Origin of the sequence: Streptomyces sp. SLBN-118, assembly GCF_006715635.1 — a bacterium.
Taxonomy (GTDB): domain Bacteria; phylum Actinomycetota; class Actinomycetes; order Streptomycetales; family Streptomycetaceae; genus Streptomyces.
In genome coordinates this window covers 1104725-1124210 of record NZ_VFNP01000001.1, presented here as the reverse complement: position 1 = coordinate 1124210, position 19486 = coordinate 1104725, and the positions used below count along the sequence as shown (strand labels likewise).

17 protein-coding genes are annotated in these 19486 nt (G+C 69.9%); 16 read left to right on the top strand and 1 reads right to left on the bottom strand.

The genetic code is table 11. The features are described from left to right. Window positions 1-21: 21 nt before the first annotated feature. A complete protein-coding gene (locus tag FBY35_RS05250) occupies window positions 22-774 on the top strand; it encodes a response regulator transcription factor (RefSeq protein WP_142212659.1) in 753 nt (250 codons plus the stop codon). Then, complete coding sequence (locus tag FBY35_RS05245) at window positions 771-2192, top strand: cell wall metabolism sensor histidine kinase WalK (protein WP_142212658.1); 1422 nt, start codon at window positions 771-773, stop codon at window positions 2190-2192. Before FBY35_RS05250 ends, FBY35_RS05245 begins: the two co-directional genes overlap by 4 nt. Before the next feature lie 231 nt (window positions 2193-2423). Here FBY35_RS05245 and galE read toward each other — a convergent pair whose 3' ends face one another. Beyond that, window positions 2424-3407 carry a UDP-glucose 4-epimerase GalE gene (galE, locus tag FBY35_RS05240; RefSeq protein ID WP_142212657.1) on the bottom strand — a complete coding sequence of 328 codons (984 nt, stop codon included), beginning with the start codon at window positions 3405-3407 and terminating at the stop codon, window positions 2424-2426. Between the two features lie 241 nt (window positions 3408-3648). On the opposite strand from galE, the gene FBY35_RS05235 reads away from it, so the two are divergent. The 14 genes from FBY35_RS05235 (at window position 3649) to hpnH (ending at window position 19483) form a co-directional block, all read left to right on the top strand. After that, window positions 3649-5481, top strand: a complete 1833-nt coding sequence (locus FBY35_RS05235; RefSeq protein WP_142212656.1) for a DUF5941 domain-containing protein — start codon at window positions 3649-3651, stop codon at window positions 5479-5481. Further along, window positions 5478-6215 carry a sugar phosphate nucleotidyltransferase gene (locus FBY35_RS05230; protein ID WP_142212655.1) on the top strand — a complete coding sequence of 246 codons (738 nt, stop codon included), beginning with the start codon at window positions 5478-5480 and terminating at the stop codon, window positions 6213-6215. Before FBY35_RS05235 ends, FBY35_RS05230 begins: the two co-directional genes overlap by 4 nt. Then, complete coding sequence (locus FBY35_RS05225) at window positions 6203-7264, top strand: iron-containing alcohol dehydrogenase family protein (protein WP_142212654.1); 1062 nt, start codon at window positions 6203-6205, stop codon at window positions 7262-7264. The genes FBY35_RS05230 and FBY35_RS05225 overlap by 13 nt, the downstream gene beginning before the upstream one ends. Further along, entirely contained in the window at window positions 7242-8021 is a 780-nt protein-coding gene (locus tag FBY35_RS05220; RefSeq protein WP_142212653.1) for a CDP-alcohol phosphatidyltransferase family protein, read from the top strand. Before FBY35_RS05225 ends, FBY35_RS05220 begins: the two co-directional genes overlap by 23 nt. Before the next feature lie 41 nt (window positions 8022-8062). After that, window positions 8063-8935, top strand: coding sequence for a glycosyltransferase family 2 protein (locus tag FBY35_RS05215; protein WP_142212652.1), 873 nt, complete (start codon window positions 8063-8065; stop codon window positions 8933-8935). Between the two features lie 99 nt (window positions 8936-9034). After that, window positions 9035-9964 (top strand): ABC transporter permease, encoded by a 930-nt coding sequence (locus tag FBY35_RS05210; protein ID WP_142212651.1) that lies wholly within the window; start codon window positions 9035-9037, stop codon window positions 9962-9964. Continuing rightward, on the top strand, window positions 9957-10742 hold the full coding sequence (locus tag FBY35_RS05205) for an ABC transporter ATP-binding protein (protein ID WP_142212650.1): 786 nt from the start codon (window positions 9957-9959) through the stop codon (window positions 10740-10742). The genes FBY35_RS05210 and FBY35_RS05205 overlap by 8 nt, the downstream gene beginning before the upstream one ends. A gap of 435 nt (window positions 10743-11177) precedes the next feature. Then, on the top strand, window positions 11178-12107 hold the full coding sequence (gene hpnC / locus FBY35_RS05200) for a squalene synthase HpnC (RefSeq protein ID WP_142212649.1): 930 nt from the start codon (window positions 11178-11180) through the stop codon (window positions 12105-12107). A gap of 8 nt (window positions 12108-12115) precedes the next feature. Further along, window positions 12116-13054, top strand: coding sequence for a presqualene diphosphate synthase HpnD (gene hpnD, locus FBY35_RS05195; RefSeq protein ID WP_142212648.1), 939 nt, complete (start codon window positions 12116-12118; stop codon window positions 13052-13054). A gap of 100 nt (window positions 13055-13154) precedes the next feature. Then, window positions 13155-14525, top strand: coding sequence for a hydroxysqualene dehydroxylase HpnE (gene hpnE / locus FBY35_RS05190; RefSeq protein WP_142214911.1), 1371 nt, complete (start codon window positions 13155-13157; stop codon window positions 14523-14525). Between the two features lie 38 nt (window positions 14526-14563). Further along, window positions 14564-15640 carry a polyprenyl synthetase family protein gene (locus tag FBY35_RS05185; protein WP_142214912.1) on the top strand — a complete coding sequence of 359 codons (1077 nt, stop codon included), beginning with the start codon at window positions 14564-14566 and terminating at the stop codon, window positions 15638-15640. 143 nt (window positions 15641-15783) lie between these two features. Further along, on the top strand, window positions 15784-17799 hold the full coding sequence (gene shc, locus FBY35_RS05180) for a squalene--hopene cyclase (RefSeq protein ID WP_142212647.1): 2016 nt from the start codon (window positions 15784-15786) through the stop codon (window positions 17797-17799). Next, window positions 17799-18455, top strand: coding sequence for a 1-hydroxy-2-methyl-2-butenyl 4-diphosphate reductase (locus FBY35_RS05175; protein ID WP_142212646.1), 657 nt, complete (start codon window positions 17799-17801; stop codon window positions 18453-18455). Before shc ends, FBY35_RS05175 begins: the two co-directional genes overlap by 1 nt. Before the next feature lie 5 nt (window positions 18456-18460). Then, window positions 18461-19483 (top strand): adenosyl-hopene transferase HpnH, encoded by a 1023-nt coding sequence (hpnH, locus tag FBY35_RS05170; protein WP_142212645.1) that lies wholly within the window; start codon window positions 18461-18463, stop codon window positions 19481-19483. Window positions 19484-19486: the final 3 nt, after the last annotated feature.

Sequence of the window (19486 nt, the reverse complement as noted above, 5' to 3'; positions counted from 1 at the left end):
CCGGGGGATGCTGGAGGAACCATGGACGAGCCGCGCACGACATCCCAGCTCCACCGCCCCGACGGAGAGCCCGTACGGATCCTCGTCGTCGACGACGAACCCGACGTCACCGACGTCCTGGCGGGTGTGATGGCCGGCGAGGGCTGGCAGGTCCGCACTGCCGCCGACGGCGCGAGCGCACTCGCCACTGCGAGAGACTTCCGACCCGACGCGGTGGTCCTGGACTGGATGCTGCCCGACTTCGACGGCCTGCAGGTCCTGCGCGCCCTCAGACGCGAGGCGCCCCGTGTGTGCGTCCTGTTCCTGACCGCCCGCGATGCGGTCGAGGACCGTATTGCCGGCATCACCGCGGGCGGCGACGACTACGTCACCAAGCCCTACAGCCTCGAAGAGGTCCTGGCCCGGCTGCGCGGACTGTTCCGGCGGGCCGGTGTGACCGCCGAGGCCGAGCCGGATACGAACCGGCTCACCGTCGGTGACCTCACCATGGACGAGGAAGCAAGAGAAGTCCGCCGCGCGGGATCTGCAGTGGACCTGTCGCGCACCGAATTCGAACTCCTGCGGTTCCTGATGCGCAACCCGCGCAGGGTGCTGTCCAAGGACCAGATCCTCGACCGGGTGTGGGCGTACGACTTCGGCGGGCGCGCGCACATCGTCGAGCTCTACATCAGCTACCTGCGCAAGAAGATCGATGCCGGACGGACCCCGATGATCCACACGGTGCGCGGCGTCGGCTACGTACTCAAGGCGGACCTCAAGCCGGACGCCTCATGAGGCGCCTGCCGCCCCGTACGCTGCGCGGACAGCTCACCGCCGGGCTCGTCACCCTGCTCGCACTCGCCTGCCTCGCCGTCGGGATCACCACCGCCCTCGCACTGCGGGGATTCCTGATGGGCCGCTTGGACGAGCAACTCACCGCCTCCGGCGGCCGGTTTGCCGCGAGCCTGGAACACGAAGCGAAACCCGACGGGGACAACCGTCCCGACACCCGGGGACAGGCCGACTCCACCTTCGGGGCCCGCCTGCTGAACGGGACCATCCAGGCCGCCGTCGTCGACGACACGACAGACCGCCCCTTGTCCCTGTCCCCCACGGATCACCGCGTCCTGGCGCGGATTCCCGTGGACGGACACGGACACAGCATCCGCCTCTCCTCTTTGGGGCCCTATCGCGTCACAGCCGTCCACGGCGAAGACCAGGACACCATGATCACCGGCCTTCCCCTGCACCCGGTGGAAGAGACCGTGCACCGCCTCGAAGCCGTCGAAGCCTCCCTGTTCGCCGCCGCACTGGTGATCACCGGCATCGCCGCGGCCCTGTGGGTACGCATCTCCCTCCGCCCCCTCCAGCAGGTCACCGCCCGGGCGGCGGAGGTGGCCGGACTGCCGCTCGCCAGCGGCGAGATCGCCATGCCGGGGCCCCTTCCCGACACCGACCCCCGCACCGAGGTCGGCCAGGTCGGCAGCGCCCTCAACCACATGCTCGGCCATGTCGAGGACGCCCTCACCCGCCGCCAGGCCAGCGAGGAACGGCTCCGGCACTTCGCCGCAGACGCCAGCCACGAACTGCGCACCCCCGTCGCCAACATCCGCGGCCACGCCGAACTCGCCCTGCGCCACCACGAGCCCGTCCCCGCCCAGGTCCGTCATGCCCTGGAGCGCATCGACGGCGAATCGCAACGCATGACACTCCTCGTCGACGACCTGCTTCTCCTTGCCCGCCTGGACGCCGGGCGCCCCCTCGAACGCGAGCCGGTCGACCTGACCCTGCTGATCCTGAACGCCATGGACGACGCACGCGCCGCCGGCCCGGAGCACCGCTGGCTCCTCGACCTCCCCGAAGAACCCATCACCGTCACCGGCGACGCCCACCGGCTCCAGCAGGCCATCGGCAACCTCCTCGCCAACGCGCGCACCCACACCCCACCGGGCAGCGAGGTCACCATCACTCTCACCGTCGGCCAGGCCGACGTGTTGCTCAGCGTGAGCGACAACGGGCCGGGCATCCCCGAAGAACTCCAACCGGAAGTCTTCGGCCGCTTCGTCCGCGCCGACCACGCCCGCTCCCGCGCCACCGGAAGCACCGGCCTCGGCCTGGCCATCGTCCACGCCGTCATCACTGCCCACGGCGGAACCGTCACCGTCATCAGCAGCCCCGGACACACCACATTCCGCCTGACACTCCCCGCCTGACACTGTCCGGCCCGGCCACCGCACCGACAGGTCATGCCCGTGCGCAGCCCCGCATTACCGGCTCCCCCGCACCCGTGCTCCCTCACCCAACCAGTTGGATCACCGCAGCGTGGCGAGGCGGAATCGGAGCGAAGGTCAGAAGAACGCAACTGTTGCCAGAAGGCTACTCAGTGCTACACGCTACCTGGCCGCAGCTGTGCGAGAACCGGGCCAGGTCAGGCGCTCACAAGATCAGTTGGCCCGTGCCTCGGGGTGCCGGAGGCACCAGCCGTCCCAGGCCGACTCGACCATCTCGCGAACCCCGCGCGAGGCCTTCCAGCCGAGCTCCTGGGTGATCAGGTCGACCGAGGCGACGGCCCGGGCCGCGTCGCCGGGGCGGCGCGGCTCGATCACGGGCTCCTCGCCGTACCCCGTGACCTCGGCCACCAGATCGGCGAGCTCACGCACCGAGACCCCGGTGCCGCGGCCGATGTTGACCGTCAGATCTCCCGCTCCGTGTCGCTCCGCGAGCCTGCGGGCCACGGCGAGGTGGGCGTCGGCGAGATCCGCGACATGGATGTAGTCCCGAATGCAGGTGCCGTCCGGCGTCGGGTAGTCGGCGCCGAAGATCCGGGGAGCCTCGCCGCGGGTGATCCGGTCGAAGAACATCGGGATGATGTTGAACACCCCGGTGTCCGCCAGCTCGGGCCGCGCAGATCCGGCCACATTGAAGTAGCGCAGACAGGCCGTGGACATGGAGTGCGCCTTGCCGGTCGCCCGGACCAGCCATTCGCCCGCGAGCTTTGTCTCGCCGTACGGATTGATGGGCTCGCAGGGGGAGGACTCGGGGATCAGCTCCACCTCGGGCACGCCGTACACGGCGGCCGACGAGGAGAAGAGGAACCGCTTCACACCGGCCTCGACGACCGCGTCGAGGAGCACGGTCAGGCCGTGCACATTCTCCCGGTAGTAGAGCAGCGGCTGCTCGACGGACTGTCCGACCTGCTTCTTCGCCGCGAGATGCACCACACCGGTGACGGCGTGCTGTGCCAGCGTGCGGTCGAGCAGCTCCCGGTCCAGGACCGCCCCCCGCACCAGCGGAATCTCCTGTGGCAGCCGCTCGGCGACGCCGGACGAGACGTCGTCGAGGACGACGACCCGCTCACCCGCTGCCGTCATGGCCCGCGCGACGTGCGCTCCTATGTACCCCGCTCCACCTGTGATCAACCAAGTCATGACCGCCACCTTAGGGGTGTCCTGCGCGTCATGACGGGCCCGCGGTTTGTTGAGCGGGCCTCCGATCGACGATGATGATCTCGGCGGGGGACCCGGCAAGCCATGTCCATGGCGAGCGGGCCGTGAACGGCCAATGAACTCCCGCTTCCGCACATCCGATAGCCTCTGCCGACGAGCCGCCGCCCGTATACGGGCCGAGCCGCCGCGCATCCGCACCCTCAGCTCCAAGGAGTGAGTTCGTCTGTCGACCGCCATCCTCACCGGTCCGCCGGTACCCGGATCGTCGCTCGAGGGCGATCTGCGGTCGCTGGGTTTTGACGTACGGACCGCCTCCGGCGCCGAGGAGACCGCAGCGCTGGTCGCCGCCGTCCCGGCCGCCGACCGCGTCGCCGTCGTCGACCCCCGCTTCGTCGGGCACGTTCACTCCCTGCGGCTGGCGCTCACGGACCCCCGCTTCCCGGCGGCCGCGGTGCCCGGCGCGCTGACTGCTCAGCCCGGGGCGCGTGCCGCGCTGACCAGGGTCCTGCCGGCCGCGGGCAGCGGCACCCCCTCCGGCGCCGTCGACGACAGCGACACCCTGTCGGCCGTGGCGGCCGTGGTGCTGCCCGACGTACTCGCCGACGCGCTGGATGCCGAAGGCACCGCCGTGCACAGGCCCGAGCTGGGATCGCTTGTCGCGACCGTGCCCGGTGACCCCCAGATCCGTAACGAGGCACGGCAGGCCGTCACGGCGGTCGACGAGGAGGAGGTACGGCTGCGCTCGGCAGTGAAGGCCCGCGACGGCTTCTTCACCACCTTCTGCATCAGCCCGTACTCCCGCTATCTCGCGCGCTGGTGCGCACGCCGGGGACTGACCCCCAACCAGGTCACCACCGCCTCGCTGCTGACCGCGCTGATCGCGGCCGCCGCGGCGGCCACCGGGACCCGCGGCGGCTACATCGCGGCCGGCCTGCTGCTGCTGTTCTCCTTCGTCCTGGACTGCACCGACGGCCAGCTGGCCCGCTACTCGCTTCAGTACTCCACGCTGGGCGCCTGGCTGGACGCGACGTTCGACCGGGCCAAGGAGTACGCGTACTACGCGGGCCTCGCCCTCGGCGCGGCCCGCGGCGGCGACGACGTATGGGCGCTTGCGCTCGGAGCGATGGTGCTGCAGACCTGCCGCCATGTCGTGGACTTCTCCTTCAACGAGGCCAACCACGACGCCGTGTCCAACACGAGCCCCACCGCCGCGCTCTCCGACAAGCTCGACAGCGTCGGCTGGACCGTCTGGGTGCGCAGGATGATCGTCCTGCCCATCGGTGAGCGCTGGGCGATGATCGCCGTGCTGACCGCGGTGACCACGCCCCGGATCGTGTTCTACGCACTGCTCATCGGCTGCGCCTTCGCGGCCTGCTACACCACCGCCGGCCGCGTCCTGCGCTCGCTGACCCGCACGGCGCACCGCACCGACCGGGCCGCCCGGGCGCTTGCCGACCTGGCCGACTCCGGCCCGCTCGCCGAGGCCGTCGCGGGCGGCTTCACCAAGCGCGCGCGCCTCCCCGCCCTCGCTCCCTTCCTGATCGCCCTGGTGGGCGGCGTTGCCGTGGTGGCGACCGCCGCCCTGACCGACTACGGCTCGCCCTGGCCGGCCGTCGCCGCTGTGGCGTATGTCATCACCTCGGGCATCGCCGTCGCCCGCCCCCTGAAGGGCGCACTCGACTGGCTGGTCCCGCCAATCTTCCGGGCCGCCGAGTACGGCACCGTCCTGGCGCTCGCGGCTCGCGCCGAGGTGAACGGAGCCTTGCCCGCGGCCTTCGGCCTGGTGGCGGCCGTCGCCTACCATCACTACGACACGGTGTACCGCATCCGCGGCGGTACGGGTGCGCCCCCGCACTGGCTGGTGCGGGTCGTCGGCGGGCACGAGGGGCGGACCCTGGCAGTCGCAGTGCTGGCCGCCCTGGTCACGAACGCACACTTCACGATCGCGCTGACGGTCCTTGCTGTGGCCGTGGCACTCGTGGTGCTCGTGGAGAGCATCCGCTTCTGGGTGTCCTCCGGGGCACCCGCCGTACATGACGAAGGAGAACCCGCATGATCGGCCTCGTACTGGCAGCCGGTGCCGGACGGCGTCTTCGCCCCTACACCGACACGCTTCCGAAGGCCCTCGTGCCCGTCGACGGTGACACCACCGTCCTCGACCTCACCCTCGGGAACTTCGCCGAGATCGGTCTCACCGAGGCGGCCATCGTGGTCGGCTACCGCAAGGAGGCCGTCTACGAGCGCAAGGCCGCGCTGGAGGCGAAGTACGGGCTGCGGCTCACCCTCGTCGACAACGACAAGGCGGAGGAGTGGAACAACGCCTACTCCCTGTGGTGCGCGCGTGACGTCCTCAAGCAGGGCGTGATCCTCGCCAACGGCGACACCGTCCACCCCGTCTCCGTCGAGCGCACCCTGCTCGACGCCCGCGGCAACGGCCAGAAGATCATCCTCGCGCTCGACACGGTGAAGCACCTCGCCGACGAGGAGATGAAGGTCGTCACCGACGGCGACAGTGGTATACGGCGCATCACCAAGCTGATGGACCCGGCCACCGCCACCGGCGAGTACATCGGCGTCACCCTCATCGAGCCCGAGGCCGCCGACGAACTCGCCGACGCGCTGAAGACCACCTTCGAGCGCGACCCCGACCTCTACTACGAGGACGGCTACCAGGAGCTCGTGAACCGCGGCTTCACGGTGGACGTGGCCCCCATCGGCGACGTCAAGTGGGTCGAGATCGACAACCACGACGACCTCGCGAAGGGCCGTGAGATCGCGTGCCTGTACTGACCCGACTGATCCCGTCCCCGGTTGTCGTCGACATCAGCCGCGGCGCCTTGGACGATCTGGCCGGCCTCCTGGCCGACCAGCGGATCTCCTCATCCGGCAAGCTGGCCATCGCCGTCAGCGGCGGCTCCGGCCAGGCACTGCGGCACAAGCTCTCGCCGGTGCTCCCGGGCGCCGCCTGGTTCGAGGTCGCCGGCGGAACGATCGACTCCGCCGTCAGACTCGCCGACGACATCAAGGGCAAGCGGTACGACGCCGTGGTCGGCCTCGGCGGCGGCAAGGTCATCGACGTGGCGAAGTACGCCGCCGCGCGGGTCGGCCTGCCCATGGTCGCCGTCGCGACGAACCTGTCCCATGACGGCCTGTGCTCGCCGGTGTCCACCCTGGACAACGACAACGGCCGCGGCTCCTACGGTGTGCCAACCCCGATCGCAATGGTCATCGACCTTGACGTCATCCGCGAGGCGCCGGTCCGGTTCGTGCGCTCCGGCATCGGGGAGGCGATCTCCAACATCTCGGCGATCGCGGACTGGGAGCTGTCCCACCGCGAGACGGGCGAGGCCGTCGACGGCCTCGCCGCCGCCATGGGCCGCACCGCCGGCGAATCCGTCCTGCGCCACCCCGGAGGGGTCGGCGACGACGAGTTCCTCACGGTCCTCGCCGAGGCCCTCGTGCTCTCCGGCATCGCGATGTCGATCAGCGGCGACACTCGCCCCTCGTCCGGCGCCTGTCACGAGATCAGCCACGCCTTCGATCTGCTCTACCCCAAGCGGGCCGCCAGTCACGGCGAGCAGGTCGGCATCGGAGCCGCCTTCGCGATGCACCTGCGCGGTGCGCACGAGCAGTCCGGACTCTTCGCCGAGGTGCTCCGCAGGCACGGCCTGCCGGTGCTGCCCGAGGAAATCGGGTTCTCCACCGACGAGTTCGTCAAGGCCGTCCAGTACGCACCACAGACCCGTCCGGGCCGCTTCACCATCCTCGAGCACCTTGACCTCACCACCGACCAGATCAGGGACGCGTACGCCGACTATGCCAAGACCATCAGTAGCTGAACTCCGTCCGGTCGTTCACCCGGCGGGAGTGAAGGACCGGCGAAGCGGCGAGCACTGGGGCGGCCGCCTGTACATGCGCGAGATCTCCCTGCGCATAACCCGGCGCCTGGTCACCACCAAGGTCACGCCGAACCAGCTGACCTACCTGATGACCCTCTGCGGCGTCCTCGCGGCCCCCGCGCTGCTCGTGCCGGGCATCTGGGGCGCCGTCCTCGGCGTCGTGGCGGTCCAGCTCTACCTGCTGCTCGACTGCGTCGACGGCGAGGTCGCCCGCTGGAAGAAGCAGTTCTCGCTCTCCGGCGTGTACCTGGACCGCGTCGGCGCGTATCTGTGCGACGCCGCCGTGCTGGTCGGCTTCGGCTTGCGCGCCGCCGACCTGTGGGGCCCCGGACCGGTCGACTGGCGGTGGGCCTTCCTCGGCACCCTCGCCGCGCTCGGCGCGATCCTGATCAAGGCCGAGACCGACCTGGTCGGGGTCGCCCGCCATCAGGGCGGGCTGCCGCCGGTCAAGGACGCGGCGGCCGAGCCGCGCTCGTCCGGCATGGCACTGGCCCGCCGGGCCGCCGCGGCGCTGAAGTTCCACCGGCTCGTCCTCGGCATCGAGGCGTCCCTGCTCATCCTGGTGCTCGCCGTTCTGGACGCTGTCCAGGGCGACCTGTTCTTCTCGCGCCTCGGCGTCGCCGTGCTGGCCGGCATCGCGATGCTCCAGACGGTGCTTCACCTGGTGTCCATCCTCGCTTCGAGCAGGCTGAAATGACTGTGCTCTCCCGGGGGACGACCCCCGAATCCCCAAGGCCCATGAAGCTCGGGGCGGTCGTCATCACGATGGGCAACCGCCCCGACGACCTGCGTGCCCTCCTCGATTCGGTCGCCAAGCAGGACGGCGACCCGATCGAGGTCGTCGTGGTCGGCAACGGCGCTCCGGTGATCGATGTCCCCGAGGGTGTACGCACCGTGGACCTGCCCGACAATCTGGGCATTCCGGGCGGTCGCAATGTCGGCATCGAAGCCTTCGGCCCCTCCGGCTCCGACGTCGACGCGCTGCTCTTCCTCGACGACGACGGTCTGCTGCCCAACAGCGACACCGGCGAACTGGTGCGGGGGGCCTTCGAGGCCGATCCGGGGCTCGGCATCGTCAGCTTCCGCATCGCCGACCCGGAGACCGGGCTCACCCAGCGCCGCCACGTCCCGCGACTGCGCGCCTCCGACCCGATGCGCTCCTCCCGGGTGACAACGTTTCTCGGCGGCGCCAACGCCGTGCGTACGAAGGTCCTCGCCGAGGTGGGCTCCCTGCCCGACGAGTTCTTCTACGCCCATGAGGAGACGGACCTCGCCTGGCGGGCGCTGGACGCTGGGTGGGCGATCGACTACCGCTCGGACATGGTGCTGTTCCATCCGACGATGCCGCCGTCCCGGCACGCGGTCTACCACCGCATGGTGGCCCGCAACCGGGTCTGGCTGGCCCGCCGCAACCTGCCCGCGCCCCTGATCCCCGTCTACCTCGGCGTCTGGGTGCTGCTCACTCTGCTGCGGCGGTCCTCGCTGCCCGCCCTGAAGGCATGGTTCGGAGGTTTCAGGGAAGGCTGGCAGACTCCCTGTGGTCCCCGTCGGCCCATCAAGTGGCGTACGGTGTGGCGCCTGACCCGGCTGGGCCGCCCTCCTGTCATCTGACATGCTCGGTCCTGAGAGCATCGGGCGTACTCCCGGGACCTGGACGTCTGAAGCCTGCGCCCGACCGGCTGCGCATCTTGAACACGAAAGTTTCAACTTGTGAGTGACACAACCCATGACGGTGCGATTGTGACGAGCGCCCCGCCATCCGCCGATGAAGGCCTGACGCGGGCGCAGCTCGCCGACAAGTACGGCCTTTCGGTGAGCGGTGCCCGACCGGGTCTCGTCGAGTACATCCGTCAGCTCTGGGGCAGGCGCCACTTCATCGTGGCCTTCGCCTCGGCGAAGCTGACCGCCCAGTACAGCCAGGCCAAGCTCGGCCAGCTCTGGCAGGTGGCGACGCCACTGCTGAACGCTGCCGTGTACTACTTGATCTTCGGCCTCATCCTGGGGACCAGGAAGGGCATCGCCAACGATGTCTTCATCCCTTTCCTGGTGACAGGTGTCTTCGTCTTCACCTTCACGCAGACCTCGGTGATGGCCGGTGTCCGCGCCATCTCGGGCAATCTCGGGCTGGTACGGGCACTGCACTTCCCCAGGGCGGCACTGCCGATCTCCTTCGCCCTTCAGCAGCTTCAGCAGCTGATGTTCTCGATGGTCGTGCTCTTCGTCATCGCGGCGGCGTTCGGCAGCTACCCCTCGCTCAGCTGGCTGCTGATCGTGCCCGCGCTGGCCCTGCAGTTCGTCTTCAACATCGGCATCGCCCTGATGATGGCGAGGCTGGGCAGCAAAACGCCCGACCTGGCCCAGCTGATGCCGTTCATCATGCGCACGTGGATGTACGCCTCGGGCGTCATGTACTCCATCCCGGTCATGCTGAAGGACAAGCCGGCCTGGATCGCCGAAGTGCTCGGCTACAACCCCGCAGCCGTCTACATGGACTTGGTCCGCTTCGCGCTCATCGACGGGTACGGCGCGTCCAATCTGCCCTCGCATGTCTGGTTCGCGGCAGTCTTCTGGGCCGTTCTCTTCGGCGTCGCCGGCTTTGTGTACTTCTGGAAGGCTGAGGAACGATATGGACGTGGCTGAGGACATCGCGCGGCAGCGCATCCCCACTGTCATCGCCGACGACGTGCACATCGTGTACCGGGTCCACGGCGGCAGCGGCGGCAAAGGCAGCGCCACCGCGGCCCTGAGCCGGATACTCCGCCGCGACAAGGGAGAGTCCCGCAGTATCCGCAAGGTTCACGCGGTGCGCGGCGTCTCCTTCACCGCGTACCGCGGCGAGGCGATCGGCCTGATCGGAACCAACGGCTCCGGCAAGTCGACTCTGCTGCGCGCCATCGCCGGCCTGCTGCCGACGGAGAGCGGCAAGGTGTACACCGACGGTCAGCCCTCCCTGCTCGGCGTCAACGCCGCGCTCATGGGCGATCTCACCGGCGAGCGGAACGTCATCCTCGGCGGCCTGGCGATGGGCATGTCGCGCGAGGAGATCCGCGACCGTTATGAGGGGATCGTCGAGTTCTCGGGCATCAACGAGAAGGGCGACTTCATCACCCTTCCGATGCGCACCTACTCCTCCGGCATGGGCGCCAGGCTCCGCTTCTCCATCGCCGCCGCCAAGAACCACGACGTCCTCATGATCGACGAGGCTCTGGCGACGGGTGACCGAAAGTTCCAGATCCGCTCCGAGGAGCGGATCCGCGAGCTCCGCAAGGAGGCGGGCACCGTCTTCCTGGTCAGCCATGGCGCGAAGGTGATCAGGGACACCTGCGACCGCGTCCTGTGGCTGGAGCGGGGTGAACTCCTGATGGACGGCCCGACCGACGAGGTCCTGAGGGCGTACGAGAAGGAGACCGGCAAGTAGCCGGACCGAAGATCCCGGGAAAGGACTCCCGTCGGCGCATCCCGGCGGGGGTCTTCTGCGTCCTTGGGGGGACAGGCCCCGGTGGCGAACCGACCCGCGGGCCAGGGTCGTCGAGCCAAGGTCAATTCCCGAGCCGCCGGGGAAGGTTGGCCAGGATTGGAGTGTTCTTGTAATGCGCGCAACACCCGGACGTATCACCGCGCGTTGTACAACGTAAGCTGTACGGGTGCTGAATCGCGGCAATCGGGGCGATATGGCCGGACGGGAGATGTCGTGTCTCGTCCGCCGGGCGCTCTCCGCCGAGTCGGCTGTACCGGCGGCGTGTCCGAAATAGGATGGATTGGATCGGCAGTGTAGAACGGGAGATGTGACGGCAATGACGGAAAATCTCCAGCTCCGCGAGGCTTTCGCCGTCCCCGCACCGGGCAGTCCCGAATGACGGGCACCCGGCAGGCGCGCGCAGCAGCTCCGGCGGATCCCGCGCGCGCCACACTCGACAAGGCCGCGCACGAGAACTTTCCCGTGGCCCCCTTCTTTCTTCCGCGTGCCTGGCGCGACGACCTGATGGCGGTGTACGGCTACGCCCGCCTTGTCGACGACATCGGCGACGGCGACCTCGCGCCCGGCGGTGCGGACGCCCGCCACCTCGGCGTCGACGCCGCGAAGGCCGAAGACCGGCTGGTGATGCTGGACGCCTTCGAGACGGATCTGCGCCGCGTTTTCGCCGGGGCCGACGCCGACCCGCACCACCCGCTGCTGCGCGCCCTGCGGCCGGTCGTACGCCGCCACTCGCTCACCCCGGAGCCCTTCTTCAGGCTGATCGAAGCCAACCGCCAGGATCAGCTGGTGGGACGCTACAAGACGTACGACGAGCTCGCCGCGTACTGCGAGCTGTCCGCCGACCCCGTCGGCAGGCTGGTACTTCAGATCACCGGCACCACCAGCCCCGAGCGCGTCCGCCTCTCCGACTCGATCTGCACCGGGCTCCAGATCGTCGAGCACCTCCAGGACGTGAGCGAGGACCTCGGGTGCGACCGGATCTATCTGCCTGCCGATGACATGCAGCGGTTCCATGTCACCGAGGAGGACCTCGGCGCACCGACCGCGAGCGCGTCGGTGCGCGCGCTGATCGCATACGAAGCGGAACGCGCCCGGCAGCTCCTGGATGACGGTACGCCGCTGGTGGGTAGCGTCCACGGCAGGCTGCGGCTGCTGCTCGCCGGGTTCGTGGCCGGAGGGCGCGCCGCCCTCACCGCGATCGCGGCCGCGGGGCACGACGTCCTGCCCGGACCGCCCACCGCGACCAAGGCCGATCTGCTGCGTGAAGTGGGAGCAGTCTTGCGAAGAGCGCGTAGAGAGGGGTGAGCCGGACGATGGAGGGACCGACCGAGGCGTCGGCGCCGGTGCAGGCCGCGTACAGCTACTGCGAGGCCGTCACCGGCCGGCAGGCCCGGAACTTCGCCTACGGCATCAGGCTGCTGCCCACCGACAAGCGACAGGCCATGTCGGCGCTGTACGCGTTCTCGCGACGGGTCGACGACATCGGTGACGGCGAGCTCGCGCCCGAGGCCAAGCGGAACCGGCTGGACAGCACGCGGGACGTGTTGGAGCGGATCCGCCGAGACGCGGTCCAGGAGGACGACACCGACCCGGTCGCGGTCGCCCTCGCCGACGCGGCCCGCCGCTTCCCCCTGCCGCTCACAGGCCTCGACGAGCTCATCGACGGCGTCCTGATGGACGTACGCGGCGAGACCTACGAGACCTGGGACGACCTCAAGGTCTACTGCCGGTGTGTCGCGGGCGCGATCGGGCGGCTCTCCCTCGGCGTGTTCGGCACCCAGCCCGGCGCGCGCGGCGCCGAGCGCGCCGCCGAGTACGCCGATACGCTGGGGCTCGCCCTTCAACTCACCAACATCCTCAGGGACGTTCGGGAGGACGCGGCCAACGGGCGTACCTATCTGCCTGCCGACGACCTCGCCAAGTTCGGCTGCTCCGCGGGCTTCCACACCGCGACCCCGCCGCCCGGCTCCGACTTCGCGGGCCTGGTGCACTTCGAAGTACGGCGCGCCCGCACCCTGTTCGCCGAGGGCTACCGCCTGCTGCCCATGCTCGACCGGCGCAGCGGCGCCTGTGTCGCCGCTATGGCCGGGATCTACCGCCGGCTTCTCGACCGCATCGAACGCGACCCCGAGGCGGTGCTGCGCGGCCGCGTCTCGCTGCCGGGGCACGAGAAGGCGTACGTCGCCGTGCGTGGGCTGTCCGGACTCGACGCCCGCCACATCACGCGGCAGACCCTGAGGGGGCGGGTCTGATGCGGGCGCACAACCGGCGGGCAACCGTCCGCTCCGGCGCCGCGTCCCTGACTGCATCGGCTGGAGCGGGCCCGAGGGAGGTCGTGTGACGGACGACGACATGCGCTCCCGGCACGCGGTGGTGGTCGGCGGAGGGCTCGCCGGCATCACCGCGGCGCTGCAACTCGCCGAGGCGGGAATGAGCGTCACCCTGGCCGAAGGCCGCACCCGACTGGGCGGCCTCGCCTTCTCCTTCCGCCGCGGAGACCTGACCGTCGACAACGGCCAGCATGTGTACCTGCGCTGCTGCACCGCGTACAGCTGGTTCCTGGACCGGATCGACGGCGCTCATCTCGCCCCGCTCCAGGACCGTTTGGATGTGCCGGTCCTGGATGTGGCGCGCAGGCGCGGACCTCGCCTCGGCCGGCTGCGCCGCACCGCCCTGCCCGTTCCGCTGCACCTCGCGGGCGGCCTGGCCACCTACCCGCACCTCTCGCTCGCCGAGCGCGCCGCCGTCGCACGCGCCGCGCTCGCGCTGCAGAAGCTCGACCCCGCCGACCCGGCACTGGACGGCATCGACTTCGCGACCTGGCTGGGCCGGCACGGCCAGTCGCGGCGCGCCATCGAGGCCCTCTGGGACCTCGTCGGCGTGGCGACCCTGAACGCCACCGCGCCCCACGCCTCCATGGGACTGGCCGCAATGGTCTTCAAGACCGGACTGCTCTCCGAGCCGGGCGCCGCCGACATCGGCTGGGCCCGCGTGCCGCTCGGCGACTTGCACGACACGCTGGCCCGCAAGGCGCTGGACTCGGCGGGCGTACACACCGAGCTGTCGACTCGCGTCCGCTGCATCTCCCGTGCGGAGCTGGGGCGTTGGCAGGTCGAGGTGGACGGCGAACTGCTGGAGGCGGACACCGTCGTTCTCGCCGTACCGCAGCGCGAGGCCCATGCGCTGCTGCCCGAGGGGGCTCTGGAGGACCCCGACAGGCTGCTCGACATCGGCACCGCGCCGATCCTCAACATCCATGTGCTGTACGACCGCAAGGTCCTGCGCCGCCCGTTCTTCGCCGCGCTCGGCACGCCGGTCCAGTGGGTCTTCGACCGCACAGAGGCCTCAGGGTTCACCGGCGGCCAGTATCTTGCCCTGTCCCAGTCGGCTGCCGAGGACGAGATCGACACGCCCGTCGCCGTACTGCGCGAGCGGTATCTGCCCGAGCTGGAGCGGCTGTTGCCCGCCGCGCGCGGAGCGGGAGTCCGCGACTTCTTCGTCACCCGGGAGCGTACGGCGACCTTCGCCCCGAGCCCGGGCGTCGGCAGGCTGCGACCCGGTGCCCGTACCAGAGCACCAGGCCTGTACCTTGCGGGCGCGTGGACCGCCACCGGCTGGCCCGCGACCATGGAGAGTGCCGTACGCAGCGGCTTCAGCGCCGCCGGCGCCGCACTCTCCGCTCTCGGCCGTCCCCATGAACATCCGCTCAAGGAGGCGGCGTGAGCATCAGTACTGGAACAAGAGGAGAGACCGTGCCGACTGTGCCCTCGGCGAACCCGGCTGAAGACACCGCAGCCGGAGGAGAGAGCCTGGACATCCTTGCGCTGCTGGAGCGCGGCCGGACCATGTCCACCCCGGTGCTGCGTGCGGCCGTCAACCGGCTTGCGCCGCCCATGGACACTGTCGCCGCCTATCACTTCGGCTGGATCGACGCGCAGGGGCGGCCCGCCGACGGCGACGGCGGCAAGGCCGTACGCCCGGCGCTCGCGCTGCTGTCCGCCGAGGCCGCCGGGGCCGCACCCGAGGTGGGGATCCCCGGGGCCGTCGCCGTGGAGCTGGTGCACAACTTCTCGCTGCTGCACGACGACCTGATGGACGGCGACGAGCAGCGCCGCCACCGCGACACGGTGTGGAAGGTGCACGGACCGGCCCAGGCGATCCTTGTCGGCGACGCGCTGTTCGCGCTCGCGGGAGAGGTGCTGCTGGAGCTCGGCACCGTTGAGGCGGGCCGCGCCACCCGCCGGCTGACCACCGCCACCCGCAAGCTGATCGACGGTCAGGCCCAGGACATCTCCTACGAGCACCGTGAGCGGGTCACCGTCGAGGAGTGCCTGGAGATGGAGGGCAACAAGACCGGCGCGCTGCTGGCCTGCGCCTGCTCCATCGGCGCCGTGCTCGCCGGGGCCGACGACAAGATGGCCGACACGCTGGAGGCGTACGGCTACCACCTCGGTCTGGCCTTCCAGGCCGTCGACGACCTGCTGGGCATCTGGGGCGACCCGGAGGCCACCGGCAAGCAGACCTGGAGCGACCTGCGTCAGCGCAAGAAGTCCCTGCCGGTCGTCGCCGCTCTCGCGGCCGGCGGCCCGGCGTCGCAGCGCCTCGGGGAGCTGCTCGCGGCCGATGCCAAGAGCAATGACTTCGACAGCTTCTCCGAGGAGGAATTCGCCACCAGGGCGGCCCTGATCGAGGAGGCGGGCGGCCGCGAGTGGACCTCGCAGGAGGCCCGCAGGCAGCATGCGGTCGCGATCGAGGCCCTGAGCGGCGTCGACATGCCGGAGCAGGTCCGGGCGCAGCTCGTCGCGCTCGCGGACTTCGTGGTCGTACGAAAGAGATGATCGCTATCGCCTGCAGCATATGCGTGTCTTCTGGGGACTAGCCCCCAGACCCCCATGCAGTCGCCGGCCGGCGCTCGGGAGACCGTGCACCGGCCGACGGAGACCCCAGCACAGCAGAGAGCCACTGCAACGAAGGGGAAGCCATGACAGCGACGACCGACGGAAGCAGCGGGCCCGCGGGGCCCGGGGCGGCCGCGGCCAGTGAAACAACCGGCATCACACTCGAAGCCGGCGATGTCGTCCGGGCCGCGGCGCTGGCCGCGGAACGATCGGTCGAGCATCTGCTGGGTCGGCAGGACGCCCAGGGCTGGTGGAAGGGCGACCTCGAAACCAATGTGACGATGGACGCCGAGGATCTGCTGCTGCGTCAGTTCCTCGGTATCCAGGACGCCCGGATCACCGAGGCGGCGGGCCGCTTCATCCGGGGTGAGCAGCGCGACGACGGCAGCTGGGCCACCTTCTACGGCGGGCCCGGTGAGCTCTCCACCACGGTCGAGGCGTACGTCGCGCTGCGGCTGGCCGGTGACCGGCCGGAGGATCCGCACATGGCGCGCGCATCCGCCTGGGTCAGGGACCGGGGCGGTATCGCGGCGAGCCGGGTGTTCACCCGGATCTGGCTGGCGCTGTTCGGCTGGTGGAAGTGGGACGACCTCCCCGAGCTGCCGCCGGAGCTGATCTTCTTTCCCAAGTGGCTCCCGCTCAACATCTACGACTTCGGCTGCTGGGCCCGGCAGACGATCGTGCCGCTCACGGTCGTCTCGGCCAAGCGTCCGGTGCGGCCCGCGCCGTTCGCGCTCGACGAGCTGCACACCGATGCGCGGACGCCGAATCCGGTCAAGCCCCTTGCTCCTGCCGCGAGTTGGGACGGGTTCTTCCAGCGTGCCGACAAGGTGCTGCACGCCTATCACAAAGTCGCGCCGCGACGGCTGCGCAGGATCGCGATGAACGCGGCCGCGCGCTGGATCATCGAGCGCCAGGAGAACGACGGCTGCTGGGGCGGTATCCAGCCGCCCGCCGTGTATTCCGTCATCGCCCTGCATCTGCTCGGCTACGACCTTCAGCACCCCGTCATGCGCGCGGGCCTGGAGTCGCTGGATCGTTTCGCCGTCTGGCGCGATGACGGTGCCCGCATGATCGAGGCCTGTCAGTCGCCCGTCTGGGACACCTGCCTGGCCACCATCGCGCTGGCCGACGCGGGGCTGGCACCCGACCACCCGGCACTCGTCAGGGCCGCCGACTGGATGCTGGCCGAGGAGATCGTGCGGCCCGGTGACTGGGCCGTACGCAGACCCCGGCTCGCCCCGGGCGGCTGGGCCTTCGAGTTCCACAACGACAACTACCCGGACATCGACGACACGGCCGAGGTCATCCTCGCGCTGCGGCGGGTCAGGCACCCCGATCCGGAGCAGGTGGACGCGGCGATCGGCCGGGGCGCGCGCTGGACCATGGGCATGCAGTCCAGGAACGGCGCCTGGGCCGCCTTCGACGCCGACAACACCAGCGCGTTTCCCAACCGGCTGCCGTTCTGCGACTTCGGCGAAGTGATCGACCCGCCGTCGGCGGACGTCACGGCACATGTCGTCGAGATGCTGGCCCACGAGGGAAAGGCCCACCACCCCCGAACCCGGCGCGGCATCGAGTGGCTGCTCGCCGAACAGGAGCCCAACGGCGCCTGGTTCGGCCGCTGGGGCGTCAACTACGTATACGGAACCGGTTCGGTGGTCCCGGCGCTCACCGCTGCCGGGATGCCCTTCTCGCACCCCGCGATCCGGCGAGCCGTGCGCTGGGTCGAATCCGTCCAGAACGACGACGGAGGTTGGGGCGAGGACCTGCGCTCCTACCGCGAGCAGAAGTGGATCGGCCACGGCGAGTCCACCGCCTCCCAGACCGCCTGGGCGCTGCTCGCGCTGCTCGCGGCGGGGGAGCGGGAGAGCAAGGCGGTCGAGCGGGGCGTGGCCTGGCTCGCCGAGACCCAGCGGGCGGACGGGTCCTGGGACGAGCCGTACTTCACCGGCACCGGCTTCCCCTGGGACTTCTCGATCAACTACCACCTCTACCGGCAGGTCTTCCCGCTCACGGCGCTCGGCCGCTATGTGCACGGGGAGCAATTCACCGACCGTGCGGGCGGCGACGCCCCCGACAGCCGCGAGGGGGGCTGATGGACCGGTCCCCGGAGCCGTCCGGCTCCGCAGCGCCGGCGCTGCTGATCGCCTGTGCGCTCGGCATCGAGAAACTCGCCCTGCGCAGTGGCGACCGCGGCGGCGCCCGCGGTCCGGTGACCGTGCTCCGCAGCGGCATGGGTCCGCACAACGCGGAACGTGCCGTGCTGGAGGCGCTGCGTGAAGGGCCACTGCGGGACGCGGCGGTCGTCGCCTCGGGCTTTTGCGCCGGGCTCGCCCCTGGGATGCATCCCGGGGACCTGGTGGTCGCAGACGAGACCCGTCACGCGCAGGGCTCCACGGTCTGTACGGAAACAGAACTGCTGGTCAAGGCGGTGGCCCGGGCTGTGCCCGGCCGCAGTGTGCACACCGGCCCGCTGACCGGCTCCGACCACGTCGTACGTGGGCACGAACGGGCCGACCTGCGCGCCACCGGGGCGATCGCGGTGGACATGGAGTCCGCGGCCACGCTTCGCAGCGCTCTGAGCACCGGGCCCCGTCCGGTTGCGGCCGTCCGGGTGGTCGTGGACGCTCCAGAGCATGAGCTTGTCCGAATTGGCACGGTACGCGGTGGAATATCAGCCTTCCGTGTTCTTCGTGCCGTCCTTCCTGCTTTTTTCGAATGGCACCGTTCTTTGCTGCTCCCCAGGAGGTGAGCTAGATGGCCATGCCGCTCCGTCAGACCATCAGGGTCGGGACGTACCTCTTTGAACAGAAGCTCCGCAAGCGTGAGAAGTTCCCGCTCATCGTCGAGCTGGAGCCGCTTTTCGCCTGCAATCTGAAGTGCGAAGGGTGCGGGAAGATCCAGCATCCGGCGGGGATTCTGAAGCAGCGCATGCCGGTCGCGCAGGCGGTGGGGGCGGTCCTGGAGTCCGGGGCGCCGATGGTCTCCATCGCGGGCGGCGAGCCTCTGATGCACCCTCAGATCGATGAGATCGTGCGCCAGTTGGTGGCGAAGCGGAAGTACGTCTTCCTCTGCACCAACGCGATGCTGCTGCGGAAGAAGATCGAGAACTTCACCCCTTCTCCGTACTTCGCGTTCGCCGTGCACATCGACGGCCTGCGCGAGCGGCACGACGAATCGGTCGCCAAGGAAGGCGTCTTCGACGAGGCGGTGGAGGCGATCAAAGAGGCCAAGAAGCGCGGCTTCCGGGTCACCACCAATTCGACCTTCTTCAACACCGACACCCCCCAGACCGTCATCGAGGTGCTCAACTACCTCAATGACGACCTGAAGGTGGACGAGATGATGATCTCGCCCGCGTACGCGTATGAGAAGGCGCCCGACCAGGAGCACTTCCTCGGCGTCGAGCAGACCCGCGAGCTGTTCAAGAAGTCCTTCGCGGGCGGCAACCGGCGGCGCTGGCGGCTCAACCACTCGCCGCTCTTCCTCGACTTCCTGGAGGGCAAGGCCGACTTCCCCTGCACGGCGTGGGCGATCCCGAACTACTCGCTCTTCGGCTGGCAGCGGCCCTGCTATCTGATGGCCGACGGTTACGTCCCCACGTACCGGGAGCTCATCGAGGAGACCGACTGGAGCAAGTACGGCCGCGGCAAGGACCCCCGCTGCGCCAACTGCATGGCGCACTGCGGCTACGAGCCCACCGCCGTCCTCGCCACCATGGGCTCCCTCAAGGAGTCCCTGAGGGCGGCGCGCGACACGGTCTCGGGAAACCGCGGGTGACGT

Bases quoted from the DNA above. Each gene is read 5' to 3' on its own strand.
- FBY35_RS05250 (WP_142212659.1), top strand. From the start codon at position 22: ATGGACGAGCCGCGCACGACATCCCAGCTCCACCGCCCCGACGGAGAG.
- FBY35_RS05245 (WP_142212658.1), top strand. From the start codon at position 771: ATGAGGCGCCTGCCGCCCCGTACGCTGCGCGGACAGCTCACCGCCGGG.
- galE (WP_142212657.1), bottom strand. From the start codon at position 3,407: ATGACTTGGTTGATCACAGGTGGAGCGGGGTACATAGGAGCGCACGTC.
- FBY35_RS05230 (WP_142212655.1), top strand. From the start codon at position 5,478: ATGATCGGCCTCGTACTGGCAGCCGGTGCCGGACGGCGTCTTCGCCCC.
- FBY35_RS05220 (WP_142212653.1), top strand. From the start codon at position 7,242: ATGCCAAGACCATCAGTAGCTGAACTCCGTCCGGTCGTTCACCCGGCG.
- FBY35_RS05215 (WP_142212652.1), top strand. From the start codon at position 8,063: ATGAAGCTCGGGGCGGTCGTCATCACGATGGGCAACCGCCCCGACGAC.
- hpnC (WP_142212649.1), top strand. From the start codon at position 11,178: ATGACGGGCACCCGGCAGGCGCGCGCAGCAGCTCCGGCGGATCCCGCG.
- hpnD (WP_142212648.1), top strand. From the start codon at position 12,116: ATGGAGGGACCGACCGAGGCGTCGGCGCCGGTGCAGGCCGCGTACAGC.
- hpnE (WP_142214911.1), top strand. From the start codon at position 13,155: ATGCGCTCCCGGCACGCGGTGGTGGTCGGCGGAGGGCTCGCCGGCATC.
- shc (WP_142212647.1), top strand. From the start codon at position 15,784: ATGACAGCGACGACCGACGGAAGCAGCGGGCCCGCGGGGCCCGGGGCG.
- FBY35_RS05175 (WP_142212646.1), top strand. From the start codon at position 17,799: ATGGACCGGTCCCCGGAGCCGTCCGGCTCCGCAGCGCCGGCGCTGCTG.
- hpnH (WP_142212645.1), top strand. From the start codon at position 18,461: ATGGCCATGCCGCTCCGTCAGACCATCAGGGTCGGGACGTACCTCTTT.